This window comes from Formosimonas limnophila, from assembly GCF_014652675.1.
GTDB classification, from domain to species: Bacteria; Pseudomonadota; Gammaproteobacteria; order Burkholderiales; family Burkholderiaceae; genus Hydromonas; species Hydromonas limnophila.
The window spans coordinates 51508-64181 of sequence record NZ_BMZG01000007.1 but is presented as its reverse complement, the minus strand read 5'-3'; the positions used below and the strand labels follow the sequence as shown (position 1 = coordinate 64181).

The window sequence follows — 12674 nt, the reverse complement described above, 5'->3', positions numbered from 1 at the left end:
ATTAAATCACCATTGGCTCTGGTGAAATACGCACGCCGAACTGCGTAAAAACCGCTGCCGAAATTCGCTGTGCCAGCGCCATTAATTCAGCACCAGTTCCGCCGCCATGATGCACGAGCACCAATGCTTGCTTCTCATACACACCCACCGCGCCATCTCGCAAGCCTTTAAAACCCGCTTGTTCAATCAACCAACCGGCTGCGATTTTGACGGTGCCATCGGGTTGTGGGTACATGGGTGCATTCGGATGAGTCGTTTTCAGTTGAGCGGCAAGTGCTGCATCCACAATGGGATTTTTAAAGAAACTTCCCGTATTACCCAAAACTTTAGGGTCAGGGAGCTTAGTGCTGCGAATCTCGATGATGGCCTGCGCAACATGCACAGCTGTAACCTCACCGCCTGCTGCCAAATCAGCCACACGTGTCGCAACGTCGCCATAACCGATTTTCGGTTGCCACTGCGTTTTGTCTTTGAGCAGTTTAAAAAACACTTTACTAATCACGTAACGCGACTGTGTACAAGCCTCATCCAAAAACGCATGTTTAAACACACTGTCTCGATAGGAAAATTCACACTGCGCATTGTCAAACCACACCCACGACTGGGTCAGTCTGTCCCATGCTTTGACTTTGTGTAACGCATCTTTGATTTCAACGCCATACGCGCCGATGTTTTGCACAGGACATGCGCCCACCGTACCTGGAATCAGCGCCAAATTTTCTAAGCCGAACCAACCTCGCGCCACACTCGCCATCACAAAGTCATGCCAGATCTCACCCGCCTGAACACCGACAACGACGTGAGTATCTGTCTCCTCGTACACTGCCACACCACGGCTTTGCATGTGCAACACAGTCGCATCGATGTCGCGCGTGAGGACGAGATTACTACCACCACCGAGTACAAAGCAATCCTCATCGGGATACGCTTTGAAATACGACGATAACTCCCGTGCCGAACGTATCGCCACATAGCGATGTGCGCACACAGAGAAGCCCAACGTATTGAGCGATGTCAAATCCACATCACGCTGCGGCAAAAACTCATTCATACAAAGCACTTATTTAAGTTAAGTAAAGAAAACGCGACATTATAGCAACACAGGTATAATTACCCACTATTTTTCGCAACAGGAGAACCACATGCCCTCATTTGACACAGTTTTAAAAGCCGACGCGGTAGAACTTCGCAACGCTGTTGACCAAACCAACAAAGAAATCACAGGCCGTTTTGACTTCAAAGGCTCAAATGCCAAAGTCGATCAAAAAGAATTCGACTTAACCATCCACGCTGACTCTGATTTTCAGCGCGAGCAAGTCCTCGACATCTTACGCAACAAATGCACCAAGCGCGGCGTCGACGCGAAATTTCTCGTTGAAGAAAAAGTCGAGAAAGTCAGTGGTGATAAAGTCAAACAACTGATTAAAGTCAAAAACGGCATTGCTCAAGAAGATGCCAAAAAAATCGTGAAAGTCATCAAAGACGCCAAGCTCAAAGTCCAAGCCGCCATCCAAGGCGATACCGTGCGAGTCACAGGTGCCAAACGCGATGATTTACAAGCGACAATGGCACTGCTGCGCAAAGACTTGGCTGATTTACCTTTGTCATTTGACAATTTCCGCGATTAAGAAGCTTTATGAACCGACTTGACGACATCACCACACGAACAGGCGACGATGGCACAACCGCACTAGCCGATGGCTCGCGTCACCCAAAATCCGCCCCGCGATTTGTCGCAATGGGAGACGTGGACGAGCTCAACGCCCACATCGGTTTACTGCGCTCGCGCCTGCGCGTCCACGCATCTGACGATGACAAAGCCATTGATGAGTTTCTCATCGTCGTGCAGCACCATTTGTTTGAAGTCGGCTCAGAGCTGGCCGTGCCAGGAATGACGTTTTTGGCAGCAGGTGCATTAGACACGCTGGACGGCTGGGGACAACGGTACAATGCGCAGCTATCAGCACTCAAAGAATTCATTCTGCCCAGTGGTACACTCGCCGCCAGTCAAGCACACGTCTGCCGTACTGTGGCACGTCGTGCGGAGCGCAGTCTGGTTGCATTGAATCAACTCGAACCCATCAACGCCACTGCAATACAATTTCTCAACCGTTGCTCAGATGTGTTTTTTATCATGGCACGTGTCCTCAACCAAAACGCACAGCACCCCGAAACTTACTGGCGTGGTAATCAATAAACCGCAACGCTTTATCCAATAAACTATGCAAACCTACCTCGACTTCATGCGCCATGTGTTTGAGCATGGCACCGACAAAACAGACCGTACAGGCACCGGCACGCGCTCGGTTTTTGGGCATCAGATGCGTTTTGACCTCACAAAGGGCTTTCCGCTATTGACCACAAAAAAAGTCCACGTCAAATCCATCATTTACGAATTACTCTGGTTTATCCAAGGCAACACCAATGCCAAATGGCTACAAAAACACGGCGTGACGATTTGGGACGAATGGGCACGTGAAGACGGCAATCTCGGCCCCGTCTACGGCCACCAATGGCGTTCATGGCCAGACGGTCAAGGCGGCCACATCGACCAGCTCGCCCAAGTCATCGAGCAAATCAAAACCACGCCCGACTCGCGCCGCATCATCGTCTCGGCATGGAATGTCGCCGACATTCCGCGCATGGCACTACCACCTTGCCACGCTTTTTTTCAATTCTACGTTGCTGATGGCCAGTTATCGTGCCAGTTGTACCAGCGCAGCGCAGATATATTTCTCGGCGTACCGTTCAACATCGCTTCGTATGCTTTGCTGACGCACATGGTCGCGCAACAAACAGGGCTAAAGGTCAAAGACTTCATCTGGACAGGCGGCGACTGCCATCTGTACAACAACCACTTTGAGCAAGTCCAAACCCAACTCGCCCGTAAGCCGTTACCATTGCCTCAGCTAAACATCAAACGCACACCCGACTCTATTTTTGACTATGCGTTTGAGGATTTTGAATTTTTGAATTACCAACACCATGCGCCGATTAAAGCGCCAGTGGCAGTGTAATGATGAATCAGCCCCGCATCACCCTCATCGCCGCCGTCGCCGCCAATCGCGCCTTGGGCAAAGACAATCAACTGCTTTGGCATTTGCCGAATGACTTGCAGTTTTTTAAAAAAACCACGCTGAACCACCCCATTATCATGGGGCGAAAGACTTATGACTCGATTGGCCGCCCTTTACCCAAACGATTAAACATCGTCATTTCGCGCCAATTGGACTTGACGATTGAGGGTTGTGTAGTGGTGCCGACGTTGCAGGCGGCGATTTCGCTGGCCAGTCATGTCGAGCACCAACCAGAAGGTATCACACCCGAAGTCTTTGTCATTGGTGGCGCGCAAATTTATGCGGCAGCATTGCCGTTGGCACAACGACTGGTTTTAACGGAGATTAAGCACAAATTTGAGGCAGATGCTTTTTTCCCTGAATGGCACCGAGCAGAGTGGGTGGAAATATCTCGAGAGACAAATCATGACGATATGAGTGGTTTGGATTATGATTTTGTGGATTATCGACTCGATAATCAAGAAGCGTCGCACGGATAAAGCCATCTAAGCTGCTCAATTGAATAGGCAACACCAATCAGGACTTTGCGTTAAAATGCCGAGCAATTTGTCATAAACCACACGAGACTTCATTCAATCATGACCCAACCAAACAAAACCCAAAAGAACGGATACCAAAACAGCCCCTTTCTAACCCATGGTCTGAACCGCGCAGGTTTGTTCGCCGTCGCACTGCTCGCAGGCTGCCTGATGAGCGGTACAACACTGGCCAACGAGCAAATCGCACGTGATCAACAGTGCTTTAAATGCCATGCCATCGACAGCAAGAAAAAAGCGCCATCGTTTCGTACCATCGCCCAACGCTCAGATGCCTCCGAAATCAAAGATGTGGTGCGCAACGGCATCACTTCGCTGTTTGGCCAAGAAAAAATGCCCGCGAACCGCCGTATTTCTGAGAGCGACCTCAATGCCTTAACCCAATGGATTTTGGCGCAATAACCCATCTCCGCTGTCAACCAAACTGACCACCCAAGACTTTAGAGCTTGCAGGTTCGGACTTTTTAACCGGAACATTGATTTTTTGGGATAAACGCCATGAGTATTCAACGCACGCTCACCACAACAACCTTATTAACCACATTGGCACTCACCAGCCTCAATGCATCAGCCAATCCGCAAATCGCCAAAGCCAACGACTGCTTTCGCTGCCACTCACTCGACAAAAAAATCATCGGCCCTTCATTCCAAGACATCGCCAAGCGTTACAAAGATGAACCCGGTGCAGCCACCAAAATCGCTGACAGAGTGCGCCGCGGCGTAGTCGGTGTCTGGGGCTCAACCCCGATGCCTGCACAACCGAACATCTCAGACGCGGACATGAATGCGCTGGTTAAATGGATGCTGACTCAGTGAGACAAACCATCAAACCAGGCTATCTGACGAAAAACGCAGCACGCACCACGCGAGCTGCGTTTTTTCTCACAACAACTCTGCTCTCTGGATGCGCCACTTACCCTGCACTACCCAGTGTCGAGCGTCCCTCTCATTGGGCACAACCTGTAACCAACCCTCCACTGGGATTATTCAATGTTCATCAGGTTTCACCCACGCTGTTTCGCAGTGCACAGCCACCTCTGTCAGGTGTGGTCACACTCAAACTCAATGAACCATTGGTGCTCAACGGCCAAACCATCAAGACACTGATTAACCTACGTGCGGCACACGACGAAGCGGACGCACTACTGACCACACAATCACAACTGAACTACCACCACATTCGATTCAACACGTGGCACGCCGAGGACGAAGATGTGATTCGATTTCTCAAAGCTGTGACTGACCCAGCGCAGCAGCCTATTTTGCTCCACTGCAAGCACGGTGCAGACCGCACAGGGATGATGGTGGCGATTTATCGAATCGTGGTGCAAGATTGGGACAAAAAAACCGCCATTGCAGAAATGAAGCAAGACGGCTTTGATTATCACATCATTTGGGCGAATTTAGAGCGTTACATCATGAATTTGGATGTGGCGAAACTAAAAGAACAAGTCAAAAATTGAGCCATCATCACTCACATGCGTCACGTATTTTAACGACGAATCAGGCGAATCACAAAACCCAAAGTGACAAAAAGCAGAGCAATCAACGCCCACAAAGGAATTTGTAAACCCAAAAATGGCTCTAATGGTGCAGTGCATGAACCAGATACTTTAAACATCTCCGGCCACCATTGAGCTGTGGGTAAATCATTGACGAAATTTTTGTGTGGATCATCCATCACGCAAGTGGCGGATGGATTTATGAGTAACCAATTTTGGTATCCAGCAACAGCGACCGCCACAGCCCCCCCAAAAGCCGCCAAAGCATTTCCCAACCAGCCCAATCGCCCACGCAACAGACCACACAAAGCAAAAACAGCCAACCACATAAAACCAAATCGCTGAATAATGCACAGAGGGCAAGGTGCTAATCCTTGGGCGCTTTGTAGATAATACGCCACAACCAACGCCCCAACGCACAACACCAACAGTAGCGCATAAAACAAACGAAAATTTTGAACTTTCGGACCAAACAGTCTTTTTTTCTGAACCATTGACGACCCCATGTAATATTTTAAATTGTCATGCCCATTTTACTGTTGTTTCGCGTTATTTTGTGATGAACGCGCTATATTTATTGGCATTTCTTAATGACTTTCATAGTTTAACAGCAGTCACACAAGTCGCGTTCGGACTGGAATTTCATGGACTGCTTTTCTACCGACTCCGCCAATAATCAGAAGAAAATTCAGTCTCATAAAGTCTAAGTCAGGTAAAATATCAAATTAATGTCAACCGCACAGGATTACCCGTGCGTTTACTTGCGAAAGCCGCTGTCACACTTTGCTTACTGAGCAATGAACTAGCCTTTGCACAAAATTCACACAACTCCCTCGTAGAAAATAAATCACTGATGGCTTTGTACAAGGCTCTTATCGCCACTACACTCAATGAGTCGACACAAGAAAACTCAGAAGAGATGAATAAATGTTTGTCTGACGTCATGACGAGCCCAATCATGCTGGAGTCTTTTTGTCAAGACTTCATCAAAAAACTGCCTGCCAAACAGCTCAACGAGGTCGGTACTTCTTCAAGAGAGTTAGCAAAACAGAACATTAATTACGACGCCCAAAGCATTGATGAGATTACCGATATCCTCGCCAGTCATCTGTCCGTCGATAGTGAAAAGGGTCTCACTGCTTTTGCCGACACCATCGGGGCAGTTGAACCAAGTAAAGAGCTGCTTGAAAAGCAAATCACTAAAACCCCTTCTTGTAAAAACATTACAGAGTAAACACATCATGAACATCCTAATTATTGGCTCAGGCGGCCGTGAACACGCCCTCACTTGGAAAATGGCACAATCCGCCCAAATCTCTACTGTTTTTGTCGCACCAGGCAATGCGGGCACAGCTCAGATGAAAAAAGTCCAAAACATCACACAGGTAGACAACGCGGCTCTCGTCAAGTTCGCGCAAGACAACCAAATCACTTTAACAGTGGTCGGCCCCGAAGCCCCCTTATCAAAAGGTGTGGTGGATGCTTTTCGGGCAGCAGGCTTGACCATTTTTGGTCCGACTCAAGCCGCTGCACAACTTGAGTCTTCTAAATCCTTCGCCAAAGCCTTCATGGCACGGCACAACATTCCCACAGCCGCCTACGCTGACTTCACTGATGCAGCGCTTGCTCATGATTACGTCAATACCCACGGAGCGCCTATTGTGGTGAAAGCGGATGGTTTGGCAGCTGGTAAAGGCGTTGTGGTGGCCATGACTCTTGCCGAAGCCCATGAGGCGATTGACGACATGCTTGCTGATAATCGTTTAGGCGATGCTGGGGCGCGTGTCGTCATCGAAGAGTTCCTCGACGGTGAGGAAGCGAGTTTTATCGTGCTGTGCGATGGCGAACATGCCTTGCCTTTAGCCACTTCGCAAGACCACAAACGCTTACTTGATGGCGATGCAGGCCCAAACACTGGCGGCATGGGCGCATACTCACCAGCCCCCATTGTGACCCCAGAGGTTCACGAGCGCGCCCTGCGCGAAGTTATTTACCCAACGCTGGCGGGAATGAAAAAAGACGGCATCACCTACACTGGCTTTTTGTATGCGGGGCTGATGATTAAACCAGATGGCTCTATCAAAGTGCTTGAATTCAACTGCCGCATGGGCGATCCTGAAACCCAGCCGATTATGATGCGCCTGAACTCTGATTTATTTGAAGTACTCCGTCACGGTGCTCACGGCACATTGAATCAGGTGCAGCTTGACTGGGATAATCGTGTCGCACTGGGGGTAGTCGTCGCAGCACACAACTACCCAGCCACTCCGCGCGTCGGCGACGTCATCAGCACACCAGAAAATACCCTAAACTGCGTCATATTTCATGCAGGAACCACCGAACAATTCGGTCAAGTCATCACCAGTGGCGGGCGTGTACTCTGCGTTACCGCTTTGGGTCGCACCTTAAAAGAAGCGCAACAAACGGCGTACACGCAGATGACCAATGTTCAATTCGACGGTATGCAATATAGAAAAGACATAGGTTATCGTGCCGCTGAGCTTATTTAAAATTTTGTATTTCTGTGGGGCGCATTTGTCACATTGAGACAAGATGCGTTTATTGTTAAACACAATTTGAATCATCATGACCAATCCAAACCAACTCTACGATTATTTCACCAACTTGCAAAACGCCATAGTCTCTGAGCTTGAAGCTGCTGATGGACAAAGCTTTCGACGAGACGCATGGAAAAAAGAAGCCGACGCACCTCTACAGGGACATGGCATCACAGCCATTATTGAAGGCGGCAATGTGTTTGAGCGCGGCGGCGTGGCATTTTCTCGCGTCAGCGGTGCTTCACTGCCGCCATCGGCTTCACAACACCGACCTGAGCTGGCTGGCCGTGGTTTTGATGCCATGGGTGTTTCGCTGGTGTTGCACCCATGCAATCCATTCGTGCCCACCGTCCACATGAATGTGCGTGGGTTGGTGGCGAAAAAAGAAGGTGAAGCCGATGTCATGTGGTTCGGCGGCGGTATGGACTTAACGCCTTATTACGGCTTTATCGACGACTGCGTGCACTTCCACCAAACCTGCCACGATGCATTAGCACCTTTTGGTTCAGACAAATACCCCACCTTCAAAAAATGGTGTGATGAATATTTTTATTTGAAACACCGAGGTGAGGCGCGCGGTATTGGCGGTGTGTTTTTTGATGACCAGAGTGCCCCTGATATTGAGACCGCTTTTGCCATGACTCAGTCCGTGGGCAATGCTTTTTTAAAGGCCTATGTACCGATTGTCGAGAAACACCGCAATGACATTTACACAGATGCCCATAAAAACTGGCAAAACTACCGCCGCGGACGTTACGTTGAGTTCAATCTCGTTCTCGATCGAGGTACACATTTTGGCTTGCAAAGTGGTGGGCGAACCGAGTCGATTCTCATGTCCATGCCACCTGTCGCAAATTGGGCATACCAATACACACCAGACGCCAACTCAGAAGAAGCTCGTTTACTGACAGACTTTTTGCCCATCCGAGACTGGTTATAAGCGAAACATGAGTTCACCCATTGGCCTATTTGGCAGCAGTTTTAACCCACCGCACTTGGCACACTTTGCGTTGTTGCACGCAGCTCGTGAGCAACTCAAACTGTCCAGCATACAGGTGATTCCTGCGGGCCAGCCATGGCAAAAACCCCATGTGATTGCCTCAGTGCATCGCGTGGCCATGGTAAAAGCCGCATTAAATGACGACGCGCAAAACTGGGAAAAGCAAGCCCCCCCCCCCTATCCCATCACGCTAAATAGTATAGAAGCCTCGTTGTCTCAACCGAGTTACACCATTCAAACACTCAAGCAATTAAGCAGCTCGCACCCAACAAATACCCCTTTGGTTTGGATTATGGGCTCAGATCAACTCAGTAATCTGACCACATGGCATCGTTGGGACGAACTGCTCAACCTGTGCCACATCGCTGTCGCGCAAAGAGCGGGGCATGAAGTAACGGCAGATGACCTACACGAATCACTCAAAAGTTACTATCTAACTCATCTATCGCAAGCCGATGAATGGCAGAATCATCCAAACGGATATTTTGTGACCTTCAATTTACCAAAAATGCATATTTCATCAAGCGCTATACGTGCCGCACTGAAAACTCCCACAGCTGAAAATCAGGCTATTTTGTCGCAACTATCGCCATCAGTCGCGGCCTACATACAACAACATCAGTTGTATGGAGATAAAAAACAACCTCATCTCTGAGATAAGCACTGATAAGTACTTGATGCACCACCGAAAATGCTACAATGACGCCTATCTCTTACCCAACAACAAACGCAATGCGCCACACGGCGCCATTTTTATTCTCAGCGATGATCATTCGGTGAAACTCGCATTAAAGAATTTAAGAAAGTTTTTACATGGCACGCAAGCAAAATACCCTTACCACAGACAAATTACAAGCCATCATCATAGACGCACTCAATGATTTAAAGGCCACTGACGTCAAAATATTCAACACAGAAACCATCTCTGATGAATTCGACCGCGTCATCATCGCTACAGGCAGCAGTAACCGCCAAACACGCTCACTAGCAGGCCACGTTCACGAGAAAGTCAAAGAAAACGGCGGCGACATTCTTTCAACCGAGGGCGAAGAAACTGGTGAATGGGTACTGGTTGATTGTGCCGATATCGTGGTACACATCATGCAGGCACCGATTCGCGCCTACTATAACCTCGAAGAACTTTGGGATGTCGCGAGCTGAAAAACCTCATGCTTGATGTCATTGAAAATTTCAACCAAAAACACTTTTTCGACGGCTACCCCCCTAGACCTTGAGTCGCAAGAGAAAAACAACAAAACACCCGATTAAATATCGGGTGTTTTGTTGAATGAATCCAAGCGAAATTTGTTTTACGGTTTCCACGGATTGGCCGTGGTGAAGTCAGCATAGGATTTCTCAGCCAAACCAAACCATTGCATTTGATTGTGACGAAAAGTAATCCAGCTATCGAATACTTTCTTGAAGTTAGCATTCTTGGCAGACTCTTCGGCAAAGACCTCTTGAGTGGCTTTAAACGCAGCCATCATCACATCATCGGGGAATTTGTGCAATTTTGCACCGTTGCCCAGCAAGCTCGCCAAAGCCATTGGATTTTTGGCATCGTATTTGGCCTGCATGTCGGTATGCGCTTCGAGAGAGGCTGTCTCAACAATGACTTTATAGGCATCGGGCAGCTTGGCGTATTCTTCGGCATTGATATAAAATGACAAATTCGCACCACCCTCCCACCAACCAGGGTAGTAGTAGTTCGGCGCTACTTTATAAAAGCCGAGCTTTTCGTCGTCATAAGGACCAACCCACTCTGCACCATCAATCGTGCCTTTTTCCAACGCAGTGTAAATTTCACCACCAGGAATCTGCTGAGGCACCACGCCGAGTTTCGATAGCACTTTACCCGCAAAACCACCGATACGTAGTTTCAAGCCTTTAAGGTCCTCAACCGATTTGATTTCTTTTTTGAGCCAACCACCCATCTGGGTGCCCGTATTACCGCCCAAGAAGTTAACAATATTGTGCTGTTTAAAGAACTCGCGCATGACTTCCATACCACCGCCATGCATCATCCACGCGGTGTGTTGACGTGAGGTCAAACCAAATGGCACAGCGGTGTCAAATGCAAACGTCGCATCCGTCCCAAAGAAGTAGTACGACGCGGTGTGGCCGATTTGTACGGTTTTGTTTTTGACCGCGTTCATGACTTCAGGACCTGGGACAATTTCGCCAGCGGCTTTGACATTGATGATGAAGTTACCACCAGAGAGTTCTTTGACACGTTTGGCAAATACTTCTGCCGCGCCGTAAATGGTGTCTAAGTTTTTAGGGAAACTTGACGCCAACGTCCACTCTATCTTTGTACCTGATGCTGCCGCGCCCGCAGCTGCACCCGATTCAGTTTTACCACACGCGGCCAATACACCAGCGCCTGCGGCAACACCCGCTTTTTTTAAAAACGAACGACGTTCCATGTCTACTCCTTTGGTTGATTTAATTATGAGAGATCGTGCCTATAGGCATGACCATCGCCAACGATTGTGCCATATTTTTTTCCAAAACAAAATACTTATTATCCACGATGCGCTCATATTCCATCACGGCGTCTTGGCCGTTTTGGTACAATCATGCTTATTTTTTAAGCAATATTATAAATCAGGCCGCCCACTCTTTTTGGGCGGCTCATTTTTCCAAAATGCGCATCGGCCCACACCTTCTTCCAAACAATCTTTTCGTCGCCCCCATGGCTGGAGTGACGGACAGACCGTTTCGCCAACTCTGTAAAAAACTCGGCGCGGGCTACGCCGTGTCCGAAATGGCCGCCTCAAACCCGCAACTGTGGGCAACCGACAAAAGCACACGACGCTTGAACCACGAGGGCGAAACCGCGCCCATCGCCGTACAAATTGCAGGTTCAGATCCCGCCATGCTCGCGCACGCAGCATCTTTTAATGTGGACAAAGGCGCTCAAATCATCGACATCAACATGGGCTGCCCTGCCAAAAAAGTCTGTAACGTCGCCGCAGGCTCTGCATTATTGCGTGATGAAAAACTCGTGGCAGAGATTCTTGAGGCCGTCGTGAACGCCGTCAATGTCCCCGTGACACTAAAATTTCGTACAGGTTGGGACAGAGACAATAAAAACGCCTTATCCATCGCCCACATCGCTGAAAACACAGGCATCCAAATGCTCACACTGCATGGCCGCACCCGTGCTGATGGTTACAAAGGTGACGCTGAATACGACACCATCCGTGCAGTGAAAGCCTCCGTCAAGATTCCTGTGGTCGCCAATGGCGATATTGCCAGCCCCCAAAAGGCTCGTGACGTTCTAAAATACACAGGCGCAGACGCCATCATGATTGGCCGCGCGGCTCAAGGTCGTCCGTGGATATTTCGAGAAATCGCGGCGTTTTTAGACACGGGAACACACCTGCCCCCACCCACGGTCATTGAGGCAAAAAACGTCCTGCTCGAGCATCTCACGCACCATTATGATTTTTATGGCGAACGCACTGGTTTATTGACGGCACGCAAACACATCGGCTGGTACGTCAGTGATTTGGTGGGTGGCGAGACCTTTCGTCAGCAAATGAACACCCTGCTCGACACCCAAACACAGCACCGCGCTGTGGCTGATTTTTTTGATGATTTGGCCAGTCATCACGAACGACTGCCTTACTTATCATAAAAAATCGCACAAAATACCAAAAACACCAATAACTCTTAAAACCTCACACATCAGATAAAAACAATGAACAGCTTAAGCTTCCAACTCATCGACGAACTCACCCATGACGACATGGTCGACATCTCAGAATGCGTTCAGCACCATTTCAACGTCTATCTCACAGCACTGGATGATGCAGAACCACATAATCTACATGACATGATGCTTGCCGCGTGCGAAAAACCACTGCTTGAGCTGGTCATGGAAAAAACCCGTGGCAACCAAAGCCAAGCCAGCGCGTGGCTCGGCATGAACCGCGCCACGCTACGCAAAAAACTCGTTCAATATGATTTGCTGTAGCTAACACATCCCGTATCGA

16 protein-coding genes and 1 pseudogene are annotated in these 12674 nt (G+C 48.9%); 14 read left to right on the top strand and 3 right to left on the bottom strand.

Annotated elements, in window-relative coordinates; genetic code table 11:
* Position 1: 1 nt before the first annotated feature.
* The gene (gene murB, locus IE082_RS07525) at positions 2–1051 is read right to left on the bottom strand and encodes a UDP-N-acetylmuramate dehydrogenase (RefSeq protein ID WP_189493303.1); all 1050 of its coding nucleotides are present in this window, start codon (positions 1049–1051) and stop codon (positions 2–4) included.
* 91 nt (positions 1052–1142) lie between these two features.
* On the opposite strand from murB, the gene IE082_RS07520 reads away from it, so the two are divergent.
* The 7 genes from IE082_RS07520 (at position 1143) to IE082_RS07490 (ending at position 5076) form a co-directional block, all read left to right on the top strand.
* Entirely contained in the window at positions 1143–1628 is a 486-nt protein-coding gene (locus IE082_RS07520; RefSeq protein WP_189493302.1) for a YajQ family cyclic di-GMP-binding protein, read from the top strand.
* 8 nt (positions 1629–1636) lie between these two features.
* Positions 1637–2197, top strand: coding sequence for a cob(I)yrinic acid a,c-diamide adenosyltransferase (locus tag IE082_RS07515; RefSeq protein ID WP_189493301.1), 561 nt, complete (start codon positions 1637–1639; stop codon positions 2195–2197).
* 25 nt (positions 2198–2222) lie between these two features.
* Positions 2223–3017, top strand: a complete 795-nt coding sequence (locus tag IE082_RS07510) for a thymidylate synthase (RefSeq protein WP_189493300.1) — start codon at positions 2223–2225, stop codon at positions 3015–3017.
* Positions 3017–3556: a dihydrofolate reductase gene (locus IE082_RS07505; RefSeq protein ID WP_229809765.1), complete on the top strand. Its 540-nt coding sequence runs from the start codon at positions 3017–3019 to the stop codon at positions 3554–3556. Before IE082_RS07510 ends, IE082_RS07505 begins: the two co-directional genes overlap by 1 nt.
* A 99-nt stretch (positions 3557–3655) precedes the next feature.
* A complete protein-coding gene (locus IE082_RS07500; protein ID WP_189493299.1) occupies positions 3656–4015 on the top strand; it encodes a c-type cytochrome in 360 nt (119 codons plus the stop codon).
* Positions 4016–4111: 96 nt separating this feature from the next.
* Positions 4112–4429 carry a c-type cytochrome gene (locus IE082_RS07495; RefSeq protein WP_189493298.1) on the top strand — a complete coding sequence of 106 codons (318 nt, stop codon included), beginning with the start codon at positions 4112–4114 and terminating at the stop codon, positions 4427–4429.
* A complete protein-coding gene (locus IE082_RS07490; protein ID WP_189493297.1) occupies positions 4411–5076 on the top strand; it encodes a fused DSP-PTPase phosphatase/NAD kinase-like protein in 666 nt (221 codons plus the stop codon). Before IE082_RS07495 ends, IE082_RS07490 begins: the two co-directional genes overlap by 19 nt.
* Before the next feature lie 29 nt (positions 5077–5105).
* On the opposite strand, the gene IE082_RS07485 is transcribed toward IE082_RS07490, so the two are convergent.
* Positions 5106–5609 (bottom strand): disulfide bond formation protein B, encoded by a 504-nt coding sequence (locus IE082_RS07485; protein WP_189493296.1) that lies wholly within the window; start codon positions 5607–5609, stop codon positions 5106–5108.
* 257 nt (positions 5610–5866) lie between these two features.
* Here IE082_RS07485 and IE082_RS07480 point away from each other — a divergent pair, with 257 nt between their 5' ends.
* The 5 genes and pseudogenes from IE082_RS07480 to rsfS all read left to right on the top strand — a co-directional run.
* The gene (locus IE082_RS07480) at positions 5867–6349 is read left to right on the top strand and encodes a hypothetical protein (RefSeq protein ID WP_189493295.1); all 483 of its coding nucleotides are present in this window, start codon (positions 5867–5869) and stop codon (positions 6347–6349) included.
* 7 nt (positions 6350–6356) lie between these two features.
* Complete coding sequence (gene purD / locus IE082_RS07475) at positions 6357–7625, top strand: phosphoribosylamine--glycine ligase (protein ID WP_189493294.1); 1269 nt, start codon at positions 6357–6359, stop codon at positions 7623–7625.
* A gap of 76 nt (positions 7626–7701) precedes the next feature.
* Positions 7702–8613, top strand: a complete 912-nt coding sequence (gene hemF, locus IE082_RS07470) for an oxygen-dependent coproporphyrinogen oxidase (RefSeq protein ID WP_189493293.1) — start codon at positions 7702–7704, stop codon at positions 8611–8613.
* A 7-nt stretch (positions 8614–8620) separates the two neighbouring features.
* A complete protein-coding gene (gene nadD / locus IE082_RS07465) occupies positions 8621–9328 on the top strand; it encodes a nicotinate (nicotinamide) nucleotide adenylyltransferase (RefSeq protein ID WP_189493292.1) in 708 nt (235 codons plus the stop codon).
* A 158-nt stretch (positions 9329–9486) separates the two neighbouring features.
* Positions 9487–9819: pseudogene (gene rsfS / locus IE082_RS07460) on the top strand (ribosome silencing factor); the annotation flags it as partial.
* 164 nt (positions 9820–9983) lie between these two features.
* Here rsfS and IE082_RS07455 read toward each other — a convergent pair.
* Positions 9984–11099: a TRAP transporter substrate-binding protein gene (locus IE082_RS07455; protein ID WP_189493290.1), complete on the bottom strand. Its 1116-nt coding sequence runs from the start codon at positions 11097–11099 to the stop codon at positions 9984–9986.
* A gap of 221 nt (positions 11100–11320) precedes the next feature.
* Between IE082_RS07455 and dusB the strand changes: the two genes are divergently transcribed.
* Together dusB and IE082_RS07445 are read left to right on the top strand one after the other, a co-directional pair.
* The gene (dusB, locus tag IE082_RS07450) at positions 11321–12316 is read left to right on the top strand and encodes a tRNA dihydrouridine synthase DusB (RefSeq protein WP_189493289.1); all 996 of its coding nucleotides are present in this window, start codon (positions 11321–11323) and stop codon (positions 12314–12316) included.
* A gap of 63 nt (positions 12317–12379) precedes the next feature.
* Positions 12380–12655 carry a helix-turn-helix domain-containing protein gene (locus IE082_RS07445; protein WP_229809764.1) on the top strand — a complete coding sequence of 92 codons (276 nt, stop codon included), beginning with the start codon at positions 12380–12382 and terminating at the stop codon, positions 12653–12655.
* Positions 12656–12674 lie beyond the last annotated feature (19 nt).

What these genes read in the sequence shown, in the direction of transcription:
- IE082_RS07490 (WP_189493297.1), top strand. Translation starts at nt 4,411, where the DNA reads ATGGATGCTGACTCAGTGAGACAAACCATCAAACCAGGCTATCTGACG.
- IE082_RS07500 (WP_189493299.1), top strand. Translation starts at nt 3,656, where the DNA reads ATGACCCAACCAAACAAAACCCAAAAGAACGGATACCAAAACAGCCCC.
- nadD (WP_189493292.1), top strand. Translation starts at nt 8,621, where the DNA reads ATGAGTTCACCCATTGGCCTATTTGGCAGCAGTTTTAACCCACCGCAC.
- dusB (WP_189493289.1), top strand. Translation starts at nt 11,321, where the DNA reads ATGCGCATCGGCCCACACCTTCTTCCAAACAATCTTTTCGTCGCCCCC.
- IE082_RS07495 (WP_189493298.1), top strand. Translation starts at nt 4,112, where the DNA reads ATGAGTATTCAACGCACGCTCACCACAACAACCTTATTAACCACATTG.
- IE082_RS07485 (WP_189493296.1), bottom strand. Translation starts at nt 5,609, where the DNA reads ATGGTTCAGAAAAAAAGACTGTTTGGTCCGAAAGTTCAAAATTTTCGT.
- IE082_RS07510 (WP_189493300.1), top strand. Translation starts at nt 2,223, where the DNA reads ATGCAAACCTACCTCGACTTCATGCGCCATGTGTTTGAGCATGGCACC.
- IE082_RS07505 (WP_229809765.1), top strand. Translation starts at nt 3,017, where the DNA reads ATGATGAATCAGCCCCGCATCACCCTCATCGCCGCCGTCGCCGCCAAT.
- murB (WP_189493303.1), bottom strand. Translation starts at nt 1,051, where the DNA reads ATGAATGAGTTTTTGCCGCAGCGTGATGTGGATTTGACATCGCTCAAT.
- IE082_RS07445 (WP_229809764.1), top strand. Translation starts at nt 12,380, where the DNA reads ATGAACAGCTTAAGCTTCCAACTCATCGACGAACTCACCCATGACGAC.
- purD (WP_189493294.1), top strand. Translation starts at nt 6,357, where the DNA reads ATGAACATCCTAATTATTGGCTCAGGCGGCCGTGAACACGCCCTCACT.
- hemF (WP_189493293.1), top strand. Translation starts at nt 7,702, where the DNA reads ATGACCAATCCAAACCAACTCTACGATTATTTCACCAACTTGCAAAAC.
- IE082_RS07520 (WP_189493302.1), top strand. Translation starts at nt 1,143, where the DNA reads ATGCCCTCATTTGACACAGTTTTAAAAGCCGACGCGGTAGAACTTCGC.
- IE082_RS07455 (WP_189493290.1), bottom strand. Translation starts at nt 11,099, where the DNA reads ATGGAACGTCGTTCGTTTTTAAAAAAAGCGGGTGTTGCCGCAGGCGCT.
- IE082_RS07515 (WP_189493301.1), top strand. Translation starts at nt 1,637, where the DNA reads ATGAACCGACTTGACGACATCACCACACGAACAGGCGACGATGGCACA.